Below are 25154 nucleotides of genomic sequence, written 5' to 3' on the forward strand. Positions count from 1 at the left end.
TTAGGGCTCTGCGCACCTTCCGGTTTCTTGTTTGACCCAGGGCAGTACCGTCGTCCCGCCCTGGCCATTGGTGAACCGCAGAGACATGCCACAGATGTATTCGTTGACGAAACTTCCGTAAGACCCCATGCGGGTTAGCTTTCGGTAGTTGTCGGGGGCCCTGCGCAATCCGATCTCGAGGACGTCTTTGCGCTGATCCAGCAGCGGCGCGAGACGGTTGAGTTGGTCGACTGTGCTCTTCAACGGCGAACGGGCCCGGCCCAGCAAGTCGGCGATGGATGCAGTGCCGTTGTCGAGAGCCGTGATGGCATCACCGATCGGATCGCGGTCGGCCGCGAGCCCCGACATCAGCTTTTCGAGCCGCTCGACGGTGCTCGAGAATTGGTCGCCGTCGCGTGACAGGGTGTCAACCACAATGCCGAAGTTGTCGATGACCTGCTCGATGGTCTGGTTGTTGTCAGCCAACGTTCGTGTGAATGACGAGGTCTTGCTCAACACGGAGTTGAGCACCGCCCCCTTGTCTTGCAGGGCACGTAACAGCGATGACGTGAGGGCATTGAGGTCGGCTGGGCTCAAGCCCCGCAACACGGGTTTGAGGCCGCCCAACAGCAGGTCGAGATCTAACGCCGGCGCGGTGCGATCGGCTGGAATCTGTGAGCCCGCAGGGATCATGCGCGTTGATCCCGGTGTATTGACCAGCTCGAGATAACGGTCTCCGACCAGGTTGAGGTAGCGCACTACGGCCTTGGTGCCGGACGTGAGCACTGTTGTGCGGTCGGCGTCGAACGTCACGATGACGTTCTTGTCCTGTTGCAGATCGACCGCCGAGATCGTGCCGACCCTAATGCCGGCGACTCGGACGGTATCGCCGGCCTTGAGACTGGATGCGTCCGAAAAGACCGCCGAGTAGGTGTTGGTGTCGCTAGTGCGCTGCTGTGAGAACACCATGAACAGGAACGCGGTCAGCAGGGCCGCCACGATGAAGAAGGCCGTGAATTTGAACGCTGAGGACCGAGCGAGATTCATCCCGGCTGTCCGATCTGCCCGTTATTGCGGGGTGGGCTGTCGGCTGCCAGGTGAATGGGACCACTTCAGAGCTGGTTTTGCCATGAGCATGGGACCACCTGTTTGCCATTGATGGGACCACTCGACTGGCTGGTTTGCCAGTTATGGGACCACCCGGCGTGGTGTCGGGTTCTTCCGGTAGTTGGGCCGCTGTATTGGCCTGATGAGCTACCGGGAGGTGTCGGTGATCGAGATCGTGGAGATGCTGCGGCTGTGGCTGCAGGGGTTGGGGTTGCGGGAGGTGGCCCGGCTGTCGGGCACCGACCGCAAAACGGTGCGACGCTACGTCGACCGAGCCCGTGCTAGTGGGCTGGACCGCGATGGTGGAGACGGTCAGCTCACTGATGAGTTGATCGCGGCGGTGATTGCCGGAGTGCGTCCGCACCGGCCCAGCGGCAAGAGCCTGGCGTGGGAGACGATCGCTGCAGAGCATGAGCAGATCAAGGCCTGGCTCAAAGACGGATTGACGCTGACCAAGATCCACACGCTGCTTGGGCGCCGCGGTGTGGTGGTGTCCTATCGGACGCTGAATCGTTACGCCACAACCGAATTGGATTTCGGACGCCGTCAAGCCACGGTGCCGGTGGCCGACTGCGAACCGGGTGCGGAGGTGCAGGTCGACTTCGGCCGCCTCGGGATGCTCACCGACGCCAGCGATGGTCGGCGCCGAGTCGTGCAGGGGTTGATCTTTACCGCGGTGTATTCGCGGCACATGTTCGTCTGGCCCACCTACCGCCAGACCCTGAACGATGTGATCGCCGGGTTCGATGCGGCGTGGGCGTTCTTCGGCGGGGTGTTCGCGGTGGTGATCCCTGACAACATGAAAGCCATCGTCACCACCGCGCATGCGACCGAGCCTCGGCTCAACGATGCGTTCCGCGAGTATGCGCAGGCTCGTGGGTTTGCGGTCGACCCGGCGCGGGTGCGCAGCCCGAAAGATAAGCCACGGGTGGAACGCATGGTGCAGTATGTGCGATCGAATTTCTTTGCCGGAGAAGATTTCCGGGATCTCAATGACTGTCGCAGCCGCGCCGAACATTGGTGCGCTCAGACCGCCGGTATGCGCATTCACGGCACCACCCGCCTGCGGCCGGCCGAGGTGTTCATCGGCGATGAGCTGCCCGCACTAGGGCCCGTATCCGACACCGCCTTCGACGTTCCGATCTGGACGCGCCCGAAAGTGGCCCCGGACCGCCACGTCCAGGTCGCCAAAGCCCTCTACAGCGTGCCCGGAGAGCTGGTCGGCAAGCGCATCGAGGCCCGTGCTGATGCACACTCGGTCAAGCTCTATTGGCGTGGTGAGCTGATCAAGGTGCATCCGGTCGTGGCCCCGGGTCGCCGCCATACTGATCCGGCCGATCTTCCCTCTGAGGTGTCGGTCTATGCGATGCGTGATCTGAATGCCCTGCAGCGCAAGGCAGCCGCCCACGGCACCCATGTCGGCACCTACGCGGCAGCGGTGCTCGAGCATCCGCTGCCGTGGACCAAGATGCGTCAGGTCTACCGGCTGCTGGGGCTGGTGCGCCGCCACGGCGCCGAGGAGGTCGACGACGCGTGCCGGCGTGCCCTGGACGCCGAGGTGATCGACGTCGGGCTGATCGAGCGGATCTTGACCCGCGGCGGCGGTGAACAACTGCCCCTGCTACCGAAACCGCCCGGGGCAGCGTCGCGGTTTGTCCGAGAAAGCTCTGATTTCGCGGTGCGGAGGCCTTCATGAGCCCACAGCGCCCCGACGCCACGCCGGCGGTCAAGCCAATCGAGGTGTCCGGCGAGCTCAAAGCGTTGATGCGCCGCCTCAAACTCGGCCAGCTGCTCGACACGCTGCCCGAACGGCTGGCGCTGGCCCGTACCAACCGGCTACCACACCACGACTTCCTGGAACTGTTGTTCGCAGATGAGGTCACCCGCCGCGACCGCGAATCCGCGACCCGGCGCGCCAAGGCCGCCCATCTCGATCCGGCCATGCAGCTACAGGCCTGGGATGACTCCGCCGCCGTGGCTTTCGATCAACAACTATGGGCCGAGCTGACCTCACTGCGGTTCCTCGCCGACGCCTACAACGTGCTCGTCATGGGACCGGTAGGAGTGGGAAAGACGTTCTTGGCCAACGCATTAGGTCACATCGCGGTACGCCGGCATCACAGCGTGCACACCGAACGGGCCGACAAAATGTTCAAACGCCTTCGCGGGGCACGCCTGGACGGCAGCTACGAAGACGAGATGCGCAAACTGCACCGCGTCGAACTGCTGATAATCGATGACCTCGCGCTGCACCGCCTGGAGGCCACCGAGACGACCGACTTCTACGAGATCATCGTCGAACGCCACCGCGCCGCATCGACCGTCATCACCAGCAACCGCGAACCACCCGAGATCCTGACCATGATGGCCGACCCGCTGCTGGCCCAATCCGCGATGGACCGACTGCAATCAGCGGCCTACGAACTCGTCGTCGAAGGCGAGTCCTACCGGCAACGCCAGAAGCCAGGAAACCGAAAGCCGGCCTCTCCGACTGCGTCGGATTGACCGGCAACCACCCCTTCCGCCACTATCAACACACGGCCTACAACCGGAACAACCCGGTCCCATGCTCATGGCAAACCAGAGGTCCCATCACCCTGGCAGGCGACAGGTGGGCCGTCGATGGGCCCGAACAGCAGTTGCTTGAGCCCGTCGGAGTTAAGTAACCAACCTGGGTTGCCGTACCTTGCTGGGTTGGTTCCGATGTCGGCGATCAGGTAGGGCGGCAGTTTCTCGAATCCGACATCGGGCATGCCAAGATCGGCGCAGTGTGGTCCGCCCGTGGCGGCTACCTTCGGCAGGTCCTGCGGCCAACGGTAGCGCTCCTTGCCCAGCAAGATGCTGCCTAACCCCAGCAGGCCGGGAACCGGGCTGGGCGGGTTATGAACGTATGGCAGCATCCCGGCCACGACACAATTGAGCGAGATGTGGTAGCGGTTCAGCAGTGTCGTGGTCGGGATCAACAGGCCCAATAGGTCGGTAAGCGGTTGCCTGTTGGTACCCACTACGTCGTTGCCCACGTCGGCCAAGCCGATGACGCTCAGTAGTGCGGCGTCGAGGTTGTCGTGTTCGTCAATGAGGGTTTGGCTGATGCGAGTGCCGTTGTCAAACACCCGGATTAAATCCGGAGCGGCGTCGGCGTAGGCGTTGAGCACATCCGGAGCCGCGTCGAACTCGTGGTCAAGTTGAGGCAGGCTGGGCTGGATGGTAGCCAGAAAGTGGTCGAGATCTGCGATCATCTGGCCGATCTTGTGGCCGCGACCACTCAGCGCGGACGACAGCGCACTAAATGTTGCGTTGAGCTTCGCGGGTTCGATCTTTGACAACAGTGCCGACAGTTGTTGAAACACCGTGTTGATTTCGACGGTGACATGGTCAGCGTCAAGGACCTGTCCGGCATGCATCGCTTCCGGGGAAGGGGTCGCCGGAGGCCGGAGCTGGATGTACTTAGCACCAAAGACTGTGGTCGAGGCGATGTCGACGAGCACATTGGCGGGTATCAAGTGAAGCTGCGATGGATCCATCGCCAGATGAATCGCTGCTTGCCCATTGGGAAGGTCATCGATCGAGGTCACGCGGCCCACCTGGACGCCAAGCATTTTGACCTTGGCCTCGGGGTTCATCACCAATCCGGCACGACTGGACAAGATCGTCACCGCGACGGTCGGCGTCAGCGCGCCACGAAACATCTGAGCCGCCAGCACCACCACAGAGACGATGGCCCCAGTGGTCAGGAGGCCCAACAGTGCGCGCAACAGCCTACGGGACAAGGGCCTACTCGCCGGCTTCGTAGACGTTGATGTGGGCGGACAGGGATACTCCGGTCAGCAGTCGCTGAGTATCGAACGGCGACAAATGTCTATAGTCGCGCTGCAATGCGCTCCAAGTCGAGCCCCAGAGTGACAACGATGGCCTCCAGACGGTGCAAATCTGCCTTGAAAAGACTGTCAGTTCGACGAGCGTGATGTCATCAGCCACTCGTCGGCTGTTTGGGGGCTCATCGCCGACGATCGCGCAGCGTGTATTCACGCAGTTCAGCCATCGCCGGGCGGTGCCGCGGACGGGTGCACCAGCCGACGGGCCCAGAGTGCTAACTGTGCCCGAAACCTCTCGGCCGGGTCATCAAGGTGCCAGTTCATCGCTTCTTCGACACGGGCAAGGCGGGAGGCAACGGTGCTGTGGTGAAGGTAGAGGATCTGTGCGGCCTGGCGAAGCGATCCCGTGCGGCAGTACGCCTCCAAAGTCGCAAGATCCAGGGCGCCGCTCTCGGTGGCGCCGAAGGCGTTCAGCGCAGCGATGTAGGGATTGCCCGTCAGTCGATCGGGCGGGATCTCGGCCAGCAACGCCAGCACCCCAAGTTCGTCGTAATCGACGACGGCCGCGCCTGGATCACTGACGGTTAGGCAGGTATTAGCCGGAGGTGCAAACCGCAGCGCTGTCAGCGCCTGCTCCCAGGATCGTTCTGCGTCCGTACAGTCAGCGTTCGCCCCGACTCCGACGTGCACACCAGCGTGCAGGCCCTGTTCCTGACTTCTGCCACGCAGGGCGTTACGCAAGTCTGGTGCCGGTGAGCAGGTTGTGCCTTTTTGCTGGAACAGCACGGCTGCAATCCCGCCGACGACCGCGACATGGGCCGACCGCGTTGGGTCCAGCCGGGCGATGAGCGCGATGGCGTCGACGGCGGGATCACGACCAGCGGCTACCCGTACCGCGGCAACACGCAGCGGCTGGTCGGAGGCCAAACCGAGCGCGCGCAGCGCGCGGCATCGATCGACCAGCGATTCATGTGTGCTGAGCACCGCTTCCATCAACGCGGGGTCTGCCAGTCCTGCAACTGGTCGGGACCGTTGGTTGTTCAGCAAAATGCGGGCAGCCAGGGACGCGCGTTCGAGCACAAGGTCGTCCATTGGCGCGGGGCCGCCCGGGCGTTCCAGCCACAGGCAACCGGCCGTCTCGTTGGCTCTGAATTCGGCCCGCCCCGATACAGAACACTCCTGTTCGATGGTGAGGGCGTTGCCTGTAGGTCCGAATCGCCATTGTCGGCCATCGAGTCGCATACCGCAGCCACATTCGGCCAGCCCGCTGGTCGCACGAACCAACGCATCCATACCTGCGTGCCGCTCGACGAGCGCGTCGAAGAATGCGATCACTTTCAATGCAGTCGCCGCGTCGGCATCGAGCGTCGACAACCGCAGTAGCAGGCCGCGCATGTCGTATCAGCTCCTTATTCTCAGCGGATCGGAGCAGCATTGCAGGACGGGTGAAGTCATCGTCATGGGTTGTTCGCGTCGCGCGTTGCCTTTTGCCGAACCGGGGCAGCTCGTCGTGCGTGATCCCCAGAACCGATCCACGGCGGCGCAGGCATAGTCGACGCTGACGGCGTCAACAGCACGACGGCAGAGCCGGCATGGCTGTCGATGGTCCTCGATTCCGCTGCAGCACAGGTGTTTCCGCCAGGCGCATCCCCACACCTTTTCGCTCAGTGCCGCGCAGATCTGCTCGCCAAACGGCGAATGTGATGGTGTTGCTCGGTGAGTAGGGCTGTCGCCCAGTGAGATACAGGCGAGGATCTCGTGTTCGCGTCGGCTTGTCAGCCGAAAACATTGCCTCGCATCAGCAAAGCCCCACCGGCTGAACCGATGCTTGGACCCATCAGATCGATGTGGGGAGGTGTTGGTGCCGCCAGTTGGTGGCAGTGTCGCATCACGGCGTTTAGGGATGACCGAAAGCGCAGCATGGCAAGCGGTGGCGCACGGGTCGCCGCCATTCAATACGGATTGCCTCAACATCTTTTCGGATTGCCCATCTGTGGTTCCTCATCCGCCGCCGTGGCTTACGAATGCCGGAATCCCGTCGCGGCGGGGATGCAGTGCGCCCAGCGGGGCGGTAAGCGGGATATGCAGGGCCTCAACGATTCCGGGAGGTGCGGCGCAGACGGCGGGGATGGCGTTGACGGCCCGCATGGCGGTGGCGAGTAGCCCGTGGTCGCCGTGGTTTTCGCCGGAGTGGTGTCCGACCTCGAACTCGGCGTCGATGCTCGGCTCCCCATCGATGATGACCCGCCACGTGCCATCGGTGCCGCCGGAGCGGCTCTTTGGCCAATCAGGGGCGAGGTCGTCGGCGATCCGGTCCACGTGTTCGATAGTGATCACCTCCTGGCCGTCCACGACGCCGATGCAGCGGGCGCGCGTCGCGCCGACGGTGCCGGCCTCGACGAGGCCGAACGCGGTGGCGATGTCGCGTGGAGTGGGTAGGAAATCGCAAGTCTCGCGAATCTCGTCGAGGCCTACTCCGAGGGCGTCGGCGACCATGGTGACTGCCGCTCCCCAACCCCAGCGCAAAACTCCGGGCGTCGTCAGTCCACCTTTGTAGTCGAGTGGTTTGCCAAACCCGAACAGCTCACGCATGTCGTACTCGTTGGCGTACCGCGAGTAGTTGGTGATCTCGATGCCGCGCACCGAATAGACTCGGTGCGCCATCGTCATCAACGCGATAGGGAACAGGTCCGCGGCGAAACCGGGCTCGATCCCCGTCGAGAACAGCGAGCTTTGCCCCGATTCGGCGGCTTCTCGAATGGCGTTGACGATTTTGTCGGGCAGTGAGCCCCGTGAATGGACCAAACCCGACATCGAGGTCGTGACGACGTTCTTGCCCGCAGCCAGGATTCGGCACAAATCTCGGATGGCTTCTTTCATCCGGTGGGGTGTCGGCGCGGCGTACACCACGCAGTCAGCGTCGCCGTTGAGGATCTCTAACTCATCGCGTGTGGCGTGCACACCGAGTGCACCGATTCCGGCGAGTTCGCCTGCATCGCAGTGTTTCTTCTCATCTGAATGTACCCAAACCCCGACGAGGTCAAGGTGTGTCCGGTCGACGATGGTGCGGATCGCGTACTTTCCGACTCCGCCGGTGGCCCACACGGCCACCTTGTAGGTCGTAGTCACCGTGACCTCCAACGGGAGCCCTTGATCATGTCGAGGGCCTCAGTGACGTAGGCGTGCAGCGGCCGCGGATTCGGCGTGGACTGGCGCACCCATTGCTGGAAGGCGAAATCGGCTGCGGCCAAGCCGACATGGACCAGCAAGCCGGGCCGCAGGTCGACGTCGGATTCAACCCCCATGCGCTTCGCGATCAGTTTCGTCGCGCGTTCCTTATCGGCGGGCGTGTGCATCGAGACCTTGTCCAGCAGGCCCGGTACCAGAAGCATAGCTTCACGCCACTCCTCACTGTCGGTCTCAGCGAAGTCGCGGGTGCGCGCGAGGATGGCGTTGGTCAGCGCGACATCGGGGCTTTCTTTAGGGGGCCGTTGTTCAAGCTGGAGCACGACCTCGGCGCCGGCATGCCGGGCCGGTCCAAGGATTAGTTCTTCCTTGGCGGGCACGTATCGGAAGAATGTCCGTGGTGAAACTCCCGCCGCTGCCGCGATTTCGTCGGTGGTCACCGCATCGTATCCGCGTTCGATGAACAGTCGGAATGCTGCCCGCCGGATGTCGGCGCGGATTTGTGCGCGCTGCCGAGCACGTAACGGCGCTTCGTTGGCCATCGTCTGCTCCTGTTTTCCGCTGCCGTTCGCCCGTTGTCAGCGAAAGCAGCCCGATCCACCGTCGACATGAATGGTTTGAGCGGTGATAAACGATGCGTCGCCGCTCACCAAGAACGCCACCAGGGCGCCAACGTCGGAGCGGGGGTCGCCGATACGTTGCAGCGGAACGCCTTTGAGGGCTGCCTGATAGTCGTCAGGTGCGAACTGCCGCCACAGCTTGACGCCGTCGGACTCTGCGAATGGGCACACAGTATTGATGCGAATATTGTGCTGTCCCCATTCCAGGGCGGCGACTTTTGACAGGCCGCGGATGGCTTCCTTTGCGCCGGCATAGCCGCCCCAGCCCACGGCGCCACCGGTGCCCGAACCGGAGCCGAAGTTGACGATTGCGCCTCCACCTGCTTTGACCATCACCGGGTGCACGGCCTGCATGAGAAGGAAGGTGGCACGGGGGCCGACGTCGTAATCGAGCGACAGGTCCCCTGTGGTGATGTCGAGGAAGGGCTTGGGCTCGTTGGTGGCCATGGCATCGTTGACCAGGCTGTTCACGGTGCCAAACCTTTGCACCGCCGTAGCAACGATGAGTTCCGCGCTGTCTGGGTTACGCAGGTCGGCGATCAGTTTCTCGGCGGTGTGTCCTGCGGCGGTGAATTCCTCGGTGGTCGAGGTGAGTTGATCGCCAAGGATGTCGACAAGCAGCAGCGACGCGCCGCGTTCCAGGAGCGCTGCAGCGACGCCCTTGCCGATGCCGCGCGCCGAGCCGGTCACGATCGCGACATGTCCGTGTAATGACTTGGGGTGGGTGTACGTAGCGGCCATCACTCCGGACCCATCCGCAACGTCACGCCCCGATACATTTCGTAGGTACTTCGTGCGCCGTCGGGCAATTCGATGAACTCCACTGGGGTACCGTCGGGATCTTTCACGAAAAACATTCGCACGCCACCAATTTCAAACGGCTCCTGGTCGGCGCGGTGGCCTGCGGCGGTGATGCGACGGTAGGTGTCATCGAGGTCGGTCACCGACAGGGACACGTTGTGGATCCCGGTGATTGCACGCCGGGCCGGTTTGGTCTCCGTTGGACTGGCTCCGAGTGAGAGCAGTTCGACCATCAAGCCGCCCAAAAGTCCGCCGACTACGCGGCCTTCCTGCTTGCGTGATGCATGCAGAACTGCGTCGAACGGCTCGCCAGAGATCAGTGTCTCGAAGACGATGTCCATGCCGAGCACATCGCGATAAAACGTCAGCGCCCGGTCCATGTCGGTGACACCAACGACAAGATGGCAGAACGAGATGTCGTCGAGAACGCTGGTGCGTGGTGGGGTCATTTCCTCTCCCGATTGGCAGTTGGTTGCAGCGGTGGTGCGGGCAGGTCGAACGAGGGCTTGGTGGTGCCACCATCGACGCGAAGTATCACCCCGGTCACCCATGCCGACGCCGGCGCAGCGAGATATAAGGCTGCGGCGGCGATATCGCGGGGTGTGCCGATCCGGCGCATCGGCGTGTTTGACTCGTATTGGGTACGCAGCTCATCGTTGGACATGACGAAGTCCATCGACTGGGTGGCGACACCGCCCACGGCGATACCGTTCACACGCACCCAAGGCGCGAGGTCAGCCGCCATGTTCTGGGTCACCATGTTCAATGCTGCCTTGCCGGCACCATAGGCGAGCATGGAACTCATCACCATGTCCCCAGAACGCGACGAGATGTTGACGATGGATCCCTCACCGTCGGTATCGACCATCGCCTGCGCGGCGGCCTTGCTCAACAGGAAAGGTGCCACAGCGTTGAAGTGCAAAGCGGTCGTCAGATACCGCGACGAGGTCTGCATCGCGGGGCGTGGCTGGGTGCCACCGGCATTATTGACCAGTATCGAGAGCCGCCCGAAGTGCTCGACGGTGGTGTCCACCAGTCCGATCAGATCGTCTTCGACCATGACATCGGTGACGACCGCGAGTCCGCGGCGCCCCGTATGTTCAATCTGGGCGACGGTCTGCTCGAGGTCGGATCCGGTACGCGCCGCAACCACCACGTCAGCGCCGGCTTCAGCGAACGCCACAGCGATGTCGCGGCCGATGCCAACACCGGCGCCGGTGACGATGGCGACACGGTCCGTAAGGCGAAATTCGTCGATAATCATCGAGTTAAGGTCAGGTCGGAGGCCGGTCTGCCGGCCAGCAGGGGAAGATCCAGATAGGTTTTGATTCCTGGGTCTGCGGCGCACACGTAGGGGATCGCGTTCACGCAGTGGTTGGCGGTCGCCGCGATACCGGGATTGCGTTGTACCCCTTGACTTATGGACTGCGGGTGCACTCCCTTGAAGACCACACTGATGTCAGGGTCGCCGATGATCTGCACCTCGAAGCGCTCGCCGCGATCCCCGAAAGTCCACCCAGTGTCCAGGTCGGCTTCGCCCATCAGCCAATTGACTGCGGCGGTAATCACGGGCTGGCCGTCGACGAGCGCCTCCCAGCGGAACCGGCGGGCCGCAACCGTGCCTGCGCTGATCGGCAGCACCTCAGAGCTGATATCGCGGGTGGCGACACCGATTTCCTGGGTGGTTCTGATCGCCGGTTCGATACGAAAGCCCATGTGGTCAGCCACCATTCGCACCGACATCTTGAAGCCGGACTCTAGAATGGCGGCCATTGGACCGTGCAGAGCATCCTCGGGTGCCCCGCCGAAGCCCATGAGGTGGCGCACCACGTCGGGGGAATTGTAGGTGCGGATGTCGGAGAACTCCTCGGCGCGCACATGGCGGACCGCTGAGGACAGCGACGACACCATCAGCGGAAACCGCTCGGTAATGCCGCCGGGGTGTATGCCCGATCCGTGCAGTGTCACACCGCCATCTCGGGCGGCTTCGGCGACGGCCTCGACCTTCGGGTTGGTCGGGTCAGGATACACCCAACCGATCGGGGTAACGATGTTCTTTCCAGACCGCAGAATCGCTTGCACCTCATACTGATTCGCGATTAACGGACTGTACATCACGCAGTCGGCGTCGAGCGCGAGAATGTCCTCGGCGCTGCTGGTTGCGGTGACGCCAACGGGATCCGTTCCGATGATCTCCCCGACATCGCGGCCGTTCTTGTCGGTGCTGTGCACCCAGCATCCGACGAGCTCAAGCTCGGGGTGATTGAATATCGATTCGATGGCAGCCTTTCCGACGCCGCCGGTCGCCCATTGGATGACGCGCAGTCTGTCACTCATCGCCGACCTCCCGTATCGACAGCGCCCGGCATGGACAAGCGTCCACCGCGCTCTGGATCTGTGCCCGTGCGGATTCGGGCGGAGTGGGGTTGAGAACCTCGACCGGTCCGCGGCGTGGCACCGTGAAGTAGTCGGGGGCCTCTAGCTGGCACATGGCGTGGCCCTGGCAGAGGTCTTCATCGAGTTCGACGACATAGCCCACGGTCTTAGTGGGCTTTCACGCGCCGCCGGTAGCGAACCCGCGCCGGCTGCGCGAGCTGTACCACCATCTTCGAGTGATCATTGTGGTAGCTGTCTGGCGCCTGTGCCATCTCGAACTCATACTCCCGCAACAACACTGAAAATATTGCCTTGATCTGCATGATCGCGAATGCCGCACCTACGCACCGGTGTCGCCCCGCTCCGAACGGAATGTAGGTCCAACGGTTCACGACGTCCTCTTCACGCGGTTTGTCATACCGCTCGGGGATGAATGCATCGGGGTCGGGAAAGTCTTCAGCAATCCTGTTGGACACCGCCAGAGAGGTCGCGACAATATCGCCTTGGGCGATCACGCGCCCGGCAATCTGCAGGTCGGTCAACGCCATACGCATCAAGATGATCAACGGCGGGTGGAGCCGCAGCGTCTCCTTGATGACGTTCTCCAACAGCGGAATCTGGCGCAGCGCATGGAAACTCACCGATTGACCATCTGCGTAGAGCGCATCAAGCTCTGCGAGCAGCGCAGCGTGCACCGAGGGGTGGCGCAGAACCTCGATGAGGCACCACGCGGCGGTGCCGGTGCTTGTGTGATGGCCGGCGAACATCATCGAAATAAACATGCCGGTGATCTCGTCGGAGCTGAACCGCGGGTTACCGTTGTCATCAGTAACTGAGATCAACACGTCCATCAGATCTCGGTCAGCCTTGTCCGTCGGTGGATTGGCGATGCGGAGCTGCTTGATCTCCTCGACGATCCCGACCAGTGCCACTCGGGCCGCGTCCCGACGGCGGAAGCTCTCAATCGGTAGATAGGGATCGACGTAACACAGCGGATCGGTACCGCGTTCTAAATCGTGATAAAGCCGGGGAAACCGCGAATCGATTTGGTCGCGGAACTTCCGCCCGATCAGACACGATGACGACGTATAGAGCGTCAGCTCGGCAAAGAAGTCCAGCAGGTCGATTTCTCCCTCGTCGTCCCAATCGGCGATGGCGGCGCGCACCTCGGCTTCGATGGTGCCGGCGTGGCTCTTCATGTGCTCGCCGCGCAAGGCGGTGTTGTGCAACATTTCTTTTCGACGCTCGGGGTCGGCGTCGAAGACCACACCCTTGCCGAAAATCGGCGTCATAAACGGGTAAGCCTCGTTTTGGCCGAGATCCTCGTCGGGCGCGCGGAAGAAGAACTCGTTGGCCTCTGCGCCGGTCAGCAAAATAACCCGCCGTTGTGCCAAATTGAAGGCGCCGACATCTCCGCATTCGTCACGCACCCGCTGCATCAGACCCACAGGGTCAGTGCGGAACTCCTCAAGGTGGCCTTGTTCGCCGTCACTACCCGACACGACAGCAATGCTTTCGCGTGGCTGGGTATGGGGTGCAGTCAATCGAGTGTCTCCTGCTGTCTCGAAGTGGGCGCTTTACACGCGCCCTGGTTCGATGGCAGGCTATGCCTAGGTGGCAGAACTGTCAACAATTGGAGGTCGCTCTATGGCACCGACGGCGACGCGCAACAGGATCAAGGTATTTCAGGTTGCCTCGGGAAACGTGGGGTCGGAGATGATCCGCCGGATCCGCTCCCACCCCGATCTGGCCCTGGTAGGCCTGCACTGTTATAGCGCCGACAAGATCGGCAGGGACGCCGGCGAAATCGTCGGTATACCAGCCAACGGTGTGATCGCCACAGGGTCCGTCGACGACATCATCGCTGCTCGTCCTGACGTCGTAACGTTCCACGGTGTCTTCCCCGACTTCGACCTCTATGAGCGGGTCCTGGAGGCCGGAATCGACGTCGTCACCACCGCTGACTGGATCACTGGCCATCACCGCGACCAGAACCACCCACACCCTTCTGGCAAGCCGCCGAGCGTGGTGTTGGAAGAGGCGTGTTGGCGCGGCGGATCGACGTTCTATGGCACTGGTATGAACCCGGGCTTATGTCACATTCTTGGAACCATCCACACCTGCGACGTCGCCAACCTAACGAAGGTCACGGTGACCGAGTCGGTCGACGCATCCTGTCACCATTCCGTTGGGTCTTGGCAGAATTGCGGTTTCGGCCACCCGATCAATGATCCGGAGCTACCGCAGATGCTGCAAAAGGGCACCCGGGTCTATGCAGATGGGGTCTATCTGATGGCAGATTGCTTCGGCGTCGATCTCGACGGACCACCTACTTTCGACTATGAACTTGGTGCTTGCAGCAAGGACATCGATCTGGGGTGGTACTTCATGGGCCAAGGAACACTGGGCGCATGCCGCATTCGCTACGTTGGCACGGTCGAGGGTGTGCCACGCGTTGAGTCAAAGATCGAGCTGGCCATGACCCCGCATACCGACCCTCAGATTGAGGTCAAAAGTTGCTACATCGCCGAGGTCGAGGGGGATCCGTGCATATACAGCAAACACATGATCTTTCCGAAACCGGGCACCGATTTCTCTAGCTCCGAAGCGTTCGCCCGCGTTGGTATGACCGTCACCGGCATGCCCGCCCTCAACGCCATCAAAGCCGTGGTTGCCGCACCGCCAGGATGCATCACCAGCGCCGACCTACCGCTGCGCGCGTTCGCCGGACGATTTGAAAGCGCCACGGCGGCATCAGATTCGGCTCCAACACCTGCGACCTTCGGCCGTAGATAATGAATAACGGACCTGACCGGCGGTCACCGGGACTAGCAGTGTTGCGTCGCGACTTCGCGGGGCCAATGCGTGCTGTTGGTGGTCTGTTCGCGATGTCGGCCGACGCGGTGAAATTTATCTTCCGCCGACCCGTTCAATGGCGGGAGTTCTTGGAGCAGGCGTGGTTTGTGGCGCGGGTGTCCTTGGCGCCGACCTTGCTGGTGGCGATTCCGTTCACCGTCTTGGTGAGCTTCACCCTCAACATCCTTCTGCGCGAGCTGGGGGCTGCGGACTTGTCGGGCGCGGGCGCAGCATTCGGCGCGGTAACTCAAATTGGTCCGCTGGTGACGGTGCTCGTCGTGGCCGGCGCAGGGGCCACAGCGATGTGCGCTGATTTGGGATCGCGCACCATCCGCGACGAAATCGACGCCATGGAGGTAATGGGAATCAACCCGATCCAGCGATTGGTGACGCCGCGGATGCTGGCCTCGGGCCTGGTGGCCCTACTGCTTAACAGCATAGTGGTGGTTATCGGAATCCTTGGCGGCTACACGTTTTCAGTGTTCATCCAGGACGTCAACCCTGGCGCGTTCGCCGCGGGAATCACCCTATTGACAGGGGTGCCCGAAGTGATCATCTCCTGCGTCAAGGCCTTGCTGTTCGGGCTGATCGCCGGACTGGTGGCCTGTTACCGCGGTTTGATCATCACCGGGGGCGGCGCCAAGGCGGTCGGCAACGCGGTCAACGAAACCGTGGTCTATGCGTTCATGGCTCTATTCGTAATCAATGTGGTGGTGACTGCCGTCGGCATTCAGCTGACCACCCGGTAAGAGATGACACTATGAGCCTTCGAGCTGCCTATCCCCGCTTAACACGTCAAGTCGATCGCCCCATAAACTTTTTCGTCCGTATTGGCGACCACACTGCGTTCTACCGCGAGGCGTTGGCCGCTACGCCGTTTGCCCTGGCCCGGTATCGGCGTGAGGTCATACGGCTAATCGCCGAAATCAGCATGGGTGCAGGCACACTGGCGATGATCGGTGGCACCGTCGTGATCGTCGGTTTCCTCACCATGGCCGCTGGCGGCACATTGGCAGTGCAAGGCTATTCCTCACTGGGCAACATCGGCATCGAAGCTCTAACAGGGTTCTTAGCTGCGTTCGTGAACGTGCGGATCTCCGCGCCCGTCGTCGCCGGCATCGGGCTCGCAGCCACCTTCGGCGCCGGAGTGACCGCACAGCTAGGTGCGATGCGAATCAATGAGGAAATCGACGCGTTGGAAGCGATGGGTATCCGACCGATTTCGTACCTGGTCAGCACCCGGATCATCGCCGGGATGATTGCCATTACCCCGCTGTATTCGATCGCTGTGGTGCTGTCTTTCCTGGCCAGCCAATTCACCACCGTCGCGCTATTCGGACAGTCCAGCGGTCTCTACACTCACTATTTCAACACGTTCCTCAACCCCGTTGACCTGCTCTGGTCGTTCCTGCAGGCCATCCTGATGGCATTAGCGGTGTTGTTGATTCATACTTATTTCGGCTACTTCGCCAGCGGTGGGCCCTCGGGTGTTGGGGTGGCCGTGGGTAACGCCGTGCGCACCTCGTTGGTCGTGGTGGTATCAGTGACATTGCTTGTCTCGCTATCGATCTACGGGGTCAACGGAAACTTCAATCTCTCCGGGTGACGGAAATCGGCGCCGGGTCACGAGGCTGGATCAAGACCGGCCTCCACATGGGTCGCCGCACTGGCGGGCGCGGCATCGAGTGCACGTAGTCAACCGCCAAGTTCGGGATACTGATCGCCATGGTCTTTCCCTTGGGGATGGAGCTAGTAGTTCAACCGCTCCGTCCCTCGACGGGCCCCCCATCGCGCCCCATAGCAGCTCGCTGCCTAGGCGCGCCTCAGTTGCTGGATGTATGCCCCCATCGCGCCGCAATTTCGTTCACTTGACCGCTCATGAACTCCACGATGATTTCCTTGCTCCGACATCGACGGGCATGGCACCGCGGGGACAAACTGTTGCGGCGAATTCAGCTTCGCTCGCTGCGCTAAAGCCGTGCAAGGCGCGGCTGTTCGAGGATACCCGGCACTCAACTGATCGGAGCCAGCTGGAACGGCATGTTGATCACCAGCGGTTGATTAATGCCGCACGCGCCGCTGGGCGCAACCGTCTTGTCCCAACCGATGAAGGTCGTCCTTCCTTCCGGCTGCGCTCGACCGGTGAAATCGGCGGGGTAGAACCGATAGGTCTGAAGTCCGTCTGCGGTGGTGTCGTCGCGGCAATGCTCCCAATGCGGGAGAGCGCGTTTGACCAACCATTCGCCACTGCGCGTGTAAATCGGCGCGGTCCACCCCGCGTCGCTGTTCACCTGTCCTGAACAATCGACCCGCGAGCTGCAGGTTGTTGCGATAGTCCACGTGCTGGTCACACCGGTTTCGTCGTGGTAGACGTCGTTGGTCTGGGCCCAGTTGCCAACGGAGGTGGCCTTGAAGGTTCCGTTTAGGCCCCACCCATCTGTGGAGGCGTCCGCCACCGCGGGGGCGGCGAGCGCCACAGCTATGGCCACTGTGCTAAATGTTGTAGTCAGCCATCGCATCGTCGCCATTGTGCCTCCTCTAGTCGTCGCGCTGCTAGCAGCTAATATGTTGGTATTCAGTCGTTTACGCGGCGGTGGGCGCACCCCCGACCGGGGTATGGCCCGATCAGTTTGTCGCGGCGATTTTGTCGGGGTACCTGCGGTCGCAGGGCAATGCTGTTCCGCCCACCACATGCCGCCGGATGAGCGCAGTTCGGAATTCACTACCGCGGCGCTCGAATGTGGTTTTGCCAGAAGGAAAATGATTACGTCGTGACGGCGGCGTACGACGCTATGGAAATGAAGTTGACGATGACCGCGGCCGCTGCTGTGGTTGCCTTCGGCCTGGTGACTACACCGCTTGCGACGGCGATGGCGGTCGGGGGGCCGGTTGTTCATCGTGGGTTACACGGGATCGAACGAGGAGATCAGCCAGTCATCGCCGACTTTGCGTACGCCGACTTTGACAATTGCGGCTGTCGTGCTCGGTGCGGGGGTCTGGGCACTGATCGTGGATTGATTGACGAACAGCACAACCGTGGCCGAATCGGATTCTAATTCGGCCACACCGGCTTGGATGACGGTAGCGGTGGTCTGTACACCTTTTTGTCGCACAGCGGGTCCGACCACTTGCTGAGTGAACTGATCGTAATAGGAAAGGAAGTCACCTGTCAGATGCGACTTCGCTGCGCCGAAGTCCGCCACAGCTGTCTCGGGTTTGTACGAGAGCACCGCGACCGCACCGCTCGACGCGGCCTTAACCACGGTGGCCGCCACTGCAGGACCGGTCTGCTCGTCCGCGCGGTACTGAAAAGCATAGAGCCACAACGCCGTCGCAGTTGAGGAGACCAGTAAGACAGCGCTGACGGTGATGACAAGCGCGCGGCGTGGTAGCCGGATCCGCTTCCTTGCCCGCTGCTCAGGATTGTTGCCACCCTCGCCGTCGCCCCGGCCCTTATCGTCGGCTACTGGCTGCGCGTCGTCCTGTTCTTCGGTTTGCGGCCTGCCGCCGTTGGTGCCGGAGTCAGGGGCGCTCCTCATAGCACGAACTCGACTTTCGACATCTTGAGCTGTCCGGCATCGCTCGCGACTGTCACACGGAGCCGCCATACTCGTGGCTCCTTTTGGGCACCGTCTGAGTTGGTGACCCGCGATGTGGCGGCCACCAGCACCACCGCAGAGTCAGCCGTCATAGATTGCAGGGCAGCGATGTTCACCTCAACGCTGGTGATTACCTTGGACTGTTCAAGCGCCGCGGTGAAGTCGTTAGCGCGCTGCTTAAACTCGGCGCGGAAGTCTCCGGTTGTGTGGTCGATGATCTGCTGGACATCCTCTTTCGCTTTGGTGAAGTCCATTGCCATCAACGTCACGATGCCTTGTTTGGCGGCCGCGGTGAACTCGACCGCTCGATGCCGCTGCTCGACTGCTACTCGGTGCTGCATCATCATCCATCCGCCCGCTGCAATCGCAGCGCAGATCGCCAAGGCGACGATGAGGGCCACGCCGACGCGCAGCAGCCTGACTCGCCTGCGACCTGTCGGCCGCCTACCATCAGACTGTTCGGTGCCGTGCGCGCCCGGCTGCTCGCTGTCGACTGTGACCGTACCTTCGGTAGAGTCGTTGTCGATTTCCCCAAGCCCGTTGTCGGTGTCGCGGCCAACATCCGAAACCGAACCGGTGGCACGGCCAGACCCTTCCGGATCAGGCAGTGATGGTGATGCGGCTCCGAATATCTCATCGCACCTTGCGGATTCAATGAGTGCACGCAACTGTAGCGACCGTGCGCGCGCCTGGGCGGCGGAGGCCGCGGCTTCGGCCGCCTCCGCCTCGGCCTCGGCTTGCTGCGCCTCCAGTTCTTCGATATCGCTGCCGTCGAGCGGCGATGCTGGCGCCGCCGTGGCCTGATAGCTATCCGTCGCCGTGGACTGTCCCGTGTTGTCTTTAAGCCTGCGTCTCAATCCTGAACACCTCAGAACGCCGGAACCCGGACAATGGGGCGTGTGGCCAGAGTAATGTTGTCGTCTCCTGCGTCGCGTGCACGGATTTAGTCAGTCGTTCAAATCGCATCCTAAGTAGAACAACGAGCTTGCACAATGGCGTTGGGCGTTTTGGCGCTGGGAGCGCCGATTAGCCAACCTGGCCAACTTGTGGTGAACCCGCCGCGCAGCGAGACCTCTGGATCGAGACAGAACGGCGATATCTCGACAACGACAACGGTGGTGCTCAGTGAAGTCGTTCTTTCGCGCGCCGAGCCGAGTGACGCCGACCGGTTGCGCGTGACTTTGGGAAAGGCGTGGCAGCAAGTCCCGCGCTGGTGAACAACAGCAGTTGTTGCACGAACAGCGGATCAAGCCCATCGGGCCCAAGTGGATGTCCCAAGCCCTCTGAATCGGCGTTGGCGAGCGCGGCCATCGCCGAGAAGAGTGCGATCACCGTACGACTTCGAACCTCGATATCGGTTAAGTTGGGCATCGCGCGAGCAGCCGCGGCGCTATACAGATGCTCGAGCTCGGTTTGGGCAACGATTGCCTTACGCCATACCGGGCTACCCATCAGACCCAGATTGCAGAAGACTCGCAGCCACCAGAATCCGCTAACCGGGTCGGCATTGACAACGTCGATCAGCGGCTGCAGTGCCGCAACGATGACGTCATCCACGCCGACGGGCGCCTCTTGCTCAATCAAAGCAGTCAGCCGAACGGATGTCGCTTCGGCGACCGCGCCAAATCGCTTCGCGATCAACGCTTCAAGCAAATCGCCACGGTCAGCAAAATGGTGTGTCAGCGCGCCTGGAGCCACGCCAGCCTCACGCGCAATCGCACGTAACGACACGGCTTCTCGAGGCTCGGCGCCCCACAGACGTTCTGCGGTGTCGATCAGCAGTGTCCGCACATCCACATCATCGCGCGGTCCACGGCGCCGAGAAGGCATCTGAACAGCTTAGAGGGATATCAAAGGCCGCCCGATGTAGCGGCTGTAATAAATGTCGCCGACAGCATGGGCCGCAGGCCATGTTGGCCAGTCAGGATGGTCACCGCCCTTGTTCCTTCCCGTTAGGCCATGCACTTGGATTTGCAATCGGCGGGTGATCTGGTCCGTCGAGGTCCGCAGCCGACAGTTGACGTTGGCGAACTGACCACCCGACTTCTCGCCGCGCGCCTGACCAGTCCCGTCTTAAGCAAAGGAGGGGCGCTTTCCGTCGCCATCTAGAGCGCTTTGAGTTCCTCGGCGACCTCGGTCACCGATTTTTTCGCGTCGCCGAACAGCATGCTGGTGCCTTCCCCGTAGAACAGCGGGTTGTCGATGCCGGCGAAGCCGGAGTTCATCGACCGCTTGAGCACGATCACCGACTTCGCCTTGTCCACGTTGAGGATCGGCATGCCGTAGATCGGGCTGGACGCGTCGTTGCGTGCCGCGGGGTTGGTGACGTCGTTGGCGCCGATGACGATCGCGACATCGGTGCGGGAGAACTCGTCGTTGATATCGTCCATGTCCTTCATGGCGTCGTAGTCGACCTCGGCCTCGGCCAGCAACACGTTCATGTGCCCGGGCATCCGGCCGGCCACCGGGTGGATCGCGTACTTCACCGCCACCCCCTTGTTCTCCAGTAGGGCCGCCATGTCCTTGACGGCGTGCTGGGCCTGCGCGACGGCCAGGCCGTAGCCGGGCACCACGATCACCTGGTTGGCGTAGGCCATCTGGATCGCCGCGTCGGCGGCCGAGGTGGCCTTGACGTGCTTGTCGCCGCCGCCGTCACCGCTGGGGGCGACCCCGCCGCCTCCGAAGCCGCCGGCCACGATCGCCGGGATCGAGCGGTTCATCGCCTTGGCCATCAGATTGGTCAGGATCGAACCGGAGGCGCCGACGATCATGCCGGCCACGATCATCGCGGTGTTGTTGAGCGCCAGCCCGGCCGCGGCCGCCGACAAACCGGTCATCGCGTTCAGCAGCGAGATGACCACCGGCATGTCGGCGCCACCGATCGGCAACACCACCATCAGTCCCAGCACCCCGGCGGCAGCCAGCAGCCCGATCATCCACCACAGCGGCGCTCCCCCGCTGCCGGGATGCGCGTGCACGCCGATGACCACGGCGGCGGTCACCGCCGCGATCAGCAGTAGCAGGTTGACGGGTTGCTGCGCCTTGCCGAAGCCGATCGGTGAGCCGGAGATGATCTCCTGCAGCTTGCCGAACGCGATGATCGATCCCCAGAACGAGATCGAGCCGATGATCGCGGCGAACAGCGACGCCACCACGATGTGCACGGTTGGCGATTCGCCGTGCTGGAAGGCCGAAAAGCCTTTGGTATCGGTGAATTCCGCAAGCGCTATCAGTGCGACGGTGCCGCCGCCGACGCCGTTGAAGAACGCCACCAGCTGGGGCATGGCGGTCATCTTGGTCAGCCTGGCCGGCGGAACACCCAGCACCACGCCGACGACCAGGCCGGCGATGATCAGCACCCACGACTCGGTGTGCCGGATCTTGACCAGCGTTGCGCCGACGGCGAGCACCATGCCCGCCGCGGCGATCAAGTTGCCGCGCACCGCGGTCTTGGGCCCGGTCAGGCCCATCAGGCCATAGATGAAGAGCGCGAAAGAGATGATGTAGAGCACCGTCACCAGATAGTTCACTTGGCAACGTCATCCGACTTGGCGGGCGCCGGCTTCTTGCCCTTGAACATGCCCAGCATCCGGTCGGTGACGATGAACCCGCCGATGACGTTCAGGGTGCCGAACACCACCGCGACGAACAGGATGATCTGCACCGCCAGCGACGGGTGCTCAACCTCGCCGAACACCACCAACGCGCCCAGCACCACGATGCCGTGGATGGCATTGGTGCCCGACATCAGCGGCGTGTGCAGCGTGTTGGGCACCTTGGAGATCACCGCGAACCCGACGAATCCGGACAGCACCAGGATCGCCAGGTTGGCCAATAACTCGTCGTACATCTAGGAGTCCTCTCCAGCGCGGGTCACGCACGATTCCGCGATGACCTCGTCGTCGAAATCAGGGGCGAGCTTGCCGTCGGTGATCAACAGGTCCAGGAGCGCGGTGATGTTCTTGCTGTAGAGCTCGCTGGCGTGCTCGGGCATCGTGGCCGGCAGGTTCAGCGGCGACGCGATGGTGACGTCGTGTTTGACGACGGTCTGTCCGGGCTCGGTGAGTTCGCAGTTGCCGCGGGTTTCCCCGGCCAGGTCTACGATCACGCTGCCGGGCTTCATCGCCTCGACCGCCGCCGCGGTCACCAGGCGCGGCGCGGGACGCCCAGGGACCAGCGCGGTGGTGATGACGACGTCGAAGCCGCTGATCGCCTTTTCCAGCGCCTGCTGCTGCTGAGCGCGTTCCTCGTCAGTCAGTTCACGGGCGTAGCCGCCCTCGCCGGCCGCATCGATGCCGACATCCAGCCACTGCGCCCCCACCGACCGCACCTGGTCGGCGACCTCGGGTCGCACGTCGTAGCCCGTGGTGCGCGCCCCGAGCCGTTTGGCGGTCGCCAGCGCCTGCAGCCCGGCCACACCGACACCGAGGACCAGCACCGTGGCCGGCTTCACCGTCCCCGCCGCCGTCGTCAGCATCGGGAAGAACCGGGTCGACTCCGAGGCCGCGAGCAGCACGGCCTTATAGCCGGACACGTTGGCCTGCGACGACAACGCGTCCATCGCCTGCGCGCGCGAGATCCGCGGGATGGCCTCGAGCGCGAACGCCTGCACGCCCGCCGCACGCAGCGCGCCGATCGAGTTCTCCGCATTGCGGGGCGCCAGGAAACCGATCAGCGCCTGGCCGCTGCGCAATTTGCCGACCTCCTCGGCGGTCGGCGGCGCGACCTTGACCACGACATCGGCGGCCCACGCATCCCCGATGGTGGCGCCCGCCTCGATGTAGAGCGCGTCGGGCAGCAGCGCGCCTTCACCCGCGCCGGACTCCACCACCACCGCCACCCCGCTACCGACCAGCGACGCGACCGCCTTGGGAACCAGCGCGACCCGGCGCTCGTCCGTCCCGGACTCAGCGACCACCCCGATCGTCGTCTGCGCGATCACGGAACAGTGACCTCAATGCCGGGACGCCAACATGTGTATATAGACACCTGTCCAATATTATGGGCAGAGGTGTCCTTGGAGCAAGCGTGGTGACTACGTCCTCTACCAGCATATTTCGAGTAGGGCACTCGATCAAAGGCTCCTCAAGTCCACCTGTATGTGATTAATGACCGAATCGACTGAACAGTTGTCTACTCTCTCCGCGGAACTGTTGAGGAAGTTCGACTTCGACGAGCACGTCTGGGAAATAGCTTTCTCGAAACGGCTATTTCCGTATCGTGAGTTGCCGACATCAACGAACAACCGCCTAGTGCCACAGCTTCGCCTGAGGTCACGACTGCGCTGCGGACCTGGGTGCTCGGCTGTGCCCGCAGTCCAGTCCGTCAAGCGCAGAAATACGCATTTCGCTGTGCATTTCACGGTCGCCAGCTTGGGACCCGTCGACGGGTACCGGCGCTCGGCGGGGAACGCCACCGACATCCTCGACGGCGCGTCGCCGCGTTGTGCGGTCTCGGCGTTTCACCCGCCCGGCGCGGGAGGGGCGACCACCCGTCACCAAGCACAGCCGCCACGGCCATCCCGAACTGGTTAACGCGTGTGGCTGCGCACGTCAGGCCGCCAGGCGGGTCACGACCCCCTATTCGCAGCGGATTAGCAACGGCACGATTCGCACCAAACGCCGGCGCTCGCCTACTTCTGCAACTAACTCGTCGAACAGCATCCTGGCGTCACCGAATGCCAGCAGGTGGTACCGCGCTCAGCACAAGGATTCGTGCGGCGGGCTCTAGCGACCGCGCAAAGCGTGTAATACAGCTCCGGTTTGGCCGCCTGGCCACCTCGCCGAATTCGGGGCCCGGCGCTGAGCCTGCCGGCCAACAGAGACGTTCGTATCCACGGCGCACAGGTGAGCCCGCTATCTAGTCGAACGTGCTGCTAGGCTTGCTCGTGTTTCGCCAAGCGAAACATCATTTACTATGAAGTGAGATAGATGGCGCGCAAGAGGTCAGTGACGGGCCGGGCCCAACCCGACAACCGCAGCAGCTACATCGTCACGGCATTGGCGCGGGGACTGGCGGTGCTCAACGCGTTCGGTCCGGAACGGTACGAACTGAGCCTGCGTGACCTCGCGGACGCCGCAGGCGTCACGCCGGCGAGCGCATTTCGCATCGGATTTACGTTGATTGAGGCCGGTTACGTCATTCGCAACCCAGTGACGAAAGGCTATCGGCTCGGGCCTCGAGCCCTGTCCATCGGTATAGAGACGCTTTCAGCGATGACGTTGACTGAGATCGCCGCCCCATACTTGGTCGCCCTGCGTGACCGCACGAACGAGACCGTCAAACTCGCCATTCCAACCGGCCTGCAGGTTGTGGTGGTCGCACGTGTGCCCTCGCTGTCATATCCGACCATGACCAACTACATCGGTGCACAGATGCCCGCAACCATCTCGTCGCTTGGACGCGCTGTATTAGCCTGGGAGACAACAGAGTTGATGACCTCTGTGCTGAGTAAGACCAAGTCGCTGAGGCTCACCCCCAAGACACTGCCTAAACCTCAGCTACGCGAGGAACTAGAGACAACCAGGAAACGCGGATACGCTGTCAACGACCAGGGTACGACCATGGAGCATCGATCAGTAGGCGCACCGCTGCTGGCCAGCAGCGGACATCCGATCGGAGCCGTAAACGTCTCAGTATCGGCGCAGCGCATCAGCATGGCCGAACTAAAACGGCGTATCGCACCCGAGGTCGTCCAGACCGCCGCTGACATCAGCCGGGTACTTCCGCCGGAAGTGCAAGGAGCCGGCAGGCTCGGCGTGTCCGTCTGACGGACCCGCCGCCACACCGACGAATCAGTCGCATCCCCAGAACGC

The 25154-nt window shown here is 62.6% G+C and carries 24 protein-coding genes; 6 read left to right on the forward strand and 18 right to left on the reverse strand.

Going from position 1 to position 25154, the window contains the following annotated elements:
* Nucleotides 1-1026 (reverse strand): MCE family protein, encoded by a 1026-nt coding sequence (locus MTAB308_RS20610; protein WP_077101664.1) that lies wholly within the window; start codon nucleotides 1024-1026, stop codon nucleotides 1-3.
* 202 nt (nucleotides 1027-1228) lie between these two features.
* Between MTAB308_RS20610 and istA the strand changes: the two genes are divergently transcribed.
* The gene (gene istA / locus MTAB308_RS20615) at nucleotides 1229-2782 is read left to right on the forward strand and encodes an IS21 family transposase (protein ID WP_077097370.1); all 1554 of its coding nucleotides are present in this window, start codon (nucleotides 1229-1231) and stop codon (nucleotides 2780-2782) included.
* On the forward strand, nucleotides 2779-3591 hold the full coding sequence (locus MTAB308_RS20620) for an ATP-binding protein (RefSeq protein ID WP_077097804.1): 813 nt from the start codon (nucleotides 2779-2781) through the stop codon (nucleotides 3589-3591). The genes istA and MTAB308_RS20620 overlap by 4 nt, the downstream gene beginning before the upstream one ends.
* Nucleotides 3592-3656: 65 nt before the next feature.
* Here the strand turns inward: MTAB308_RS20620 and MTAB308_RS20625 are convergent, their stop codons facing one another.
* The 10 genes from MTAB308_RS20625 to MTAB308_RS20670 all read right to left on the reverse strand — a co-directional run bounded on the left by MTAB308_RS20625 (nucleotide 3657) and on the right by MTAB308_RS20670 (nucleotide 13395).
* Nucleotides 3657-4841, reverse strand: a complete 1185-nt coding sequence (locus MTAB308_RS20625) for an MCE family protein (protein WP_281253124.1) — start codon at nucleotides 4839-4841, stop codon at nucleotides 3657-3659.
* Between the two features lie 279 nt (nucleotides 4842-5120).
* On the reverse strand, nucleotides 5121-6296 hold the full coding sequence (locus tag MTAB308_RS20630; protein WP_077101668.1) for a PucR family transcriptional regulator: 1176 nt from the start codon (nucleotides 6294-6296) through the stop codon (nucleotides 5121-5123).
* A 606-nt stretch (nucleotides 6297-6902) separates the two neighbouring features.
* Nucleotides 6903-8030 carry an NAD(P)H-dependent amine dehydrogenase family protein gene (locus tag MTAB308_RS20635; RefSeq protein WP_157900990.1) on the reverse strand — a complete coding sequence of 376 codons (1128 nt, stop codon included), beginning with the start codon at nucleotides 8028-8030 and terminating at the stop codon, nucleotides 6903-6905.
* Nucleotides 8027-8629: a TetR family transcriptional regulator gene (locus tag MTAB308_RS20640; protein ID WP_077101677.1), complete on the reverse strand. Its 603-nt coding sequence runs from the start codon at nucleotides 8627-8629 to the stop codon at nucleotides 8027-8029. The genes MTAB308_RS20635 and MTAB308_RS20640 overlap by 4 nt, the downstream gene beginning before the upstream one ends.
* Before the next feature lie 36 nt (nucleotides 8630-8665).
* Complete coding sequence (locus tag MTAB308_RS20645; protein ID WP_077101679.1) at nucleotides 8666-9448, reverse strand: SDR family NAD(P)-dependent oxidoreductase; 783 nt, start codon at nucleotides 9446-9448, stop codon at nucleotides 8666-8668.
* The gene (locus MTAB308_RS20650) at nucleotides 9448-9957 is read right to left on the reverse strand and encodes a VOC family protein (protein WP_077101681.1); all 510 of its coding nucleotides are present in this window, start codon (nucleotides 9955-9957) and stop codon (nucleotides 9448-9450) included. Before MTAB308_RS20650 ends, MTAB308_RS20645 begins: the two co-directional genes overlap by 1 nt.
* Nucleotides 9954-10772, reverse strand: a complete 819-nt coding sequence (locus tag MTAB308_RS20655) for a glucose 1-dehydrogenase (protein WP_077101684.1) — start codon at nucleotides 10770-10772, stop codon at nucleotides 9954-9956. Before MTAB308_RS20655 ends, MTAB308_RS20650 begins: the two co-directional genes overlap by 4 nt.
* Nucleotides 10769-11845, reverse strand: coding sequence for an NAD(P)H-dependent amine dehydrogenase family protein (locus tag MTAB308_RS20660; RefSeq protein WP_077101686.1), 1077 nt, complete (start codon nucleotides 11843-11845; stop codon nucleotides 10769-10771). The genes MTAB308_RS20655 and MTAB308_RS20660 overlap by 4 nt, the downstream gene beginning before the upstream one ends.
* On the reverse strand, nucleotides 11838-12047 hold the full coding sequence (locus tag MTAB308_RS20665) for a ferredoxin (RefSeq protein WP_077101688.1): 210 nt from the start codon (nucleotides 12045-12047) through the stop codon (nucleotides 11838-11840). The genes MTAB308_RS20660 and MTAB308_RS20665 overlap by 8 nt, the downstream gene beginning before the upstream one ends.
* A 4-nt stretch (nucleotides 12048-12051) precedes the next feature.
* Nucleotides 12052-13395: a cytochrome P450 gene (locus tag MTAB308_RS20670; protein WP_077104578.1), complete on the reverse strand. Its 1344-nt coding sequence runs from the start codon at nucleotides 13393-13395 to the stop codon at nucleotides 12052-12054.
* Nucleotides 13396-13531: 136 nt separating this feature from the next.
* Between MTAB308_RS20670 and MTAB308_RS20675 the strand changes: the two genes are divergently transcribed.
* Genes MTAB308_RS20675 through MTAB308_RS20685 form a run of 3 tightly spaced genes read left to right on the forward strand, consistent with a single transcriptional unit; the run spans nucleotide 13532 to nucleotide 16346 of the window.
* Entirely contained in the window at nucleotides 13532-14680 is a 1149-nt protein-coding gene (locus MTAB308_RS20675; protein ID WP_077101690.1) for an NAD(P)H-dependent amine dehydrogenase family protein, read from the forward strand.
* The gene (locus MTAB308_RS20680; RefSeq protein WP_077101692.1) at nucleotides 14680-15489 is read left to right on the forward strand and encodes an MlaE family ABC transporter permease; all 810 of its coding nucleotides are present in this window, start codon (nucleotides 14680-14682) and stop codon (nucleotides 15487-15489) included. The genes MTAB308_RS20675 and MTAB308_RS20680 overlap by 1 nt, the downstream gene beginning before the upstream one ends.
* Before the next feature lie 11 nt (nucleotides 15490-15500).
* Nucleotides 15501-16346, forward strand: coding sequence for an ABC transporter permease (locus tag MTAB308_RS20685; RefSeq protein WP_077101694.1), 846 nt, complete (start codon nucleotides 15501-15503; stop codon nucleotides 16344-16346).
* Between the two features lie 406 nt (nucleotides 16347-16752).
* Here the strand turns inward: MTAB308_RS20685 and MTAB308_RS20690 are convergent, their stop codons facing one another.
* The 7 genes from MTAB308_RS20690 to MTAB308_RS20720 form a co-directional block, all read right to left on the reverse strand.
* A complete protein-coding gene (locus MTAB308_RS20690; protein WP_245831459.1) occupies nucleotides 16753-17229 on the reverse strand; it encodes an Rv2253/PknI dimerization domain-containing protein in 477 nt (158 codons plus the stop codon).
* A gap of 414 nt (nucleotides 17230-17643) precedes the next feature.
* Nucleotides 17644-18279, reverse strand: coding sequence for a hypothetical protein (locus MTAB308_RS20695; RefSeq protein ID WP_077101696.1), 636 nt, complete (start codon nucleotides 18277-18279; stop codon nucleotides 17644-17646).
* On the reverse strand, nucleotides 18276-19196 hold the full coding sequence (locus MTAB308_RS20700; RefSeq protein WP_083746610.1) for a hypothetical protein: 921 nt from the start codon (nucleotides 19194-19196) through the stop codon (nucleotides 18276-18278). The genes MTAB308_RS20695 and MTAB308_RS20700 overlap by 4 nt, the downstream gene beginning before the upstream one ends.
* Before the next feature lie 265 nt (nucleotides 19197-19461).
* On the reverse strand, nucleotides 19462-20130 hold the full coding sequence (locus MTAB308_RS20705; protein WP_157900991.1) for a TetR/AcrR family transcriptional regulator: 669 nt from the start codon (nucleotides 20128-20130) through the stop codon (nucleotides 19462-19464).
* A 314-nt stretch (nucleotides 20131-20444) separates the two neighbouring features.
* Entirely contained in the window at nucleotides 20445-21869 is a 1425-nt protein-coding gene (locus MTAB308_RS20710) for an NAD(P)(+) transhydrogenase (Re/Si-specific) subunit beta (protein ID WP_077101700.1), read from the reverse strand.
* Nucleotides 21866-22189, reverse strand: coding sequence for an NAD(P) transhydrogenase subunit alpha part 2 (locus MTAB308_RS20715; protein WP_077101702.1), 324 nt, complete (start codon nucleotides 22187-22189; stop codon nucleotides 21866-21868). The genes MTAB308_RS20710 and MTAB308_RS20715 overlap by 4 nt, the downstream gene beginning before the upstream one ends.
* Nucleotides 22190-23281: a Re/Si-specific NAD(P)(+) transhydrogenase subunit alpha gene (locus MTAB308_RS20720; protein WP_108637370.1), complete on the reverse strand. Its 1092-nt coding sequence runs from the start codon at nucleotides 23279-23281 to the stop codon at nucleotides 22190-22192.
* Nucleotides 23282-24269: 988 nt separating this feature from the next.
* On the opposite strand from MTAB308_RS20720, the gene MTAB308_RS20725 reads away from it, so the two are divergent.
* On the forward strand, nucleotides 24270-25109 hold the full coding sequence (locus MTAB308_RS20725) for an IclR family transcriptional regulator (protein WP_077101704.1): 840 nt from the start codon (nucleotides 24270-24272) through the stop codon (nucleotides 25107-25109).
* The last annotated feature ends 45 nt before the right edge of the window (nucleotides 25110-25154 follow it).

The organism is Mycobacterium terramassiliense, assembly GCF_900157385.1.
GTDB classification, from domain to species: domain Bacteria; phylum Actinomycetota; class Actinomycetes; order Mycobacteriales; family Mycobacteriaceae; genus Mycobacterium; species Mycobacterium terramassiliense.

Coding starts and splice junctions, on each gene's coding strand:
- MTAB308_RS20610 (WP_077101664.1), bottom strand. CDS start 1,026: ATGAATCTCGCTCGGTCCTCAGCGTTCAAATTCACGGCCTTCTTCATC.
- istA (WP_077097370.1), top strand. CDS start 1,229: ATGAGCTACCGGGAGGTGTCGGTGATCGAGATCGTGGAGATGCTGCGG.
- MTAB308_RS20620 (WP_077097804.1), top strand. CDS start 2,779: ATGAGCCCACAGCGCCCCGACGCCACGCCGGCGGTCAAGCCAATCGAG.
- MTAB308_RS20630 (WP_077101668.1), bottom strand. CDS start 6,296: ATGCGCGGCCTGCTACTGCGGTTGTCGACGCTCGATGCCGACGCGGCG.
- MTAB308_RS20640 (WP_077101677.1), bottom strand. CDS start 8,629: ATGGCCAACGAAGCGCCGTTACGTGCTCGGCAGCGCGCACAAATCCGC.
- MTAB308_RS20645 (WP_077101679.1), bottom strand. CDS start 9,448: ATGGCCGCTACGTACACCCACCCCAAGTCATTACACGGACATGTCGCG.
- MTAB308_RS20650 (WP_077101681.1), bottom strand. CDS start 9,957: ATGACCCCACCACGCACCAGCGTTCTCGACGACATCTCGTTCTGCCAT.
- MTAB308_RS20655 (WP_077101684.1), bottom strand. CDS start 10,772: ATGATTATCGACGAATTTCGCCTTACGGACCGTGTCGCCATCGTCACC.
- MTAB308_RS20660 (WP_077101686.1), bottom strand. CDS start 11,845: ATGAGTGACAGACTGCGCGTCATCCAATGGGCGACCGGCGGCGTCGGA.
- MTAB308_RS20675 (WP_077101690.1), top strand. CDS start 13,532: ATGGCACCGACGGCGACGCGCAACAGGATCAAGGTATTTCAGGTTGCC.
- MTAB308_RS20680 (WP_077101692.1), top strand. CDS start 14,680: ATGAATAACGGACCTGACCGGCGGTCACCGGGACTAGCAGTGTTGCGT.
- MTAB308_RS20685 (WP_077101694.1), top strand. CDS start 15,501: ATGAGCCTTCGAGCTGCCTATCCCCGCTTAACACGTCAAGTCGATCGC.
- MTAB308_RS20695 (WP_077101696.1), bottom strand. CDS start 18,279: ATGAGGAGCGCCCCTGACTCCGGCACCAACGGCGGCAGGCCGCAAACC.
- MTAB308_RS20715 (WP_077101702.1), bottom strand. CDS start 22,189: ATGTACGACGAGTTATTGGCCAACCTGGCGATCCTGGTGCTGTCCGGA.
- MTAB308_RS20725 (WP_077101704.1), top strand. CDS start 24,270: ATGGCGCGCAAGAGGTCAGTGACGGGCCGGGCCCAACCCGACAACCGC.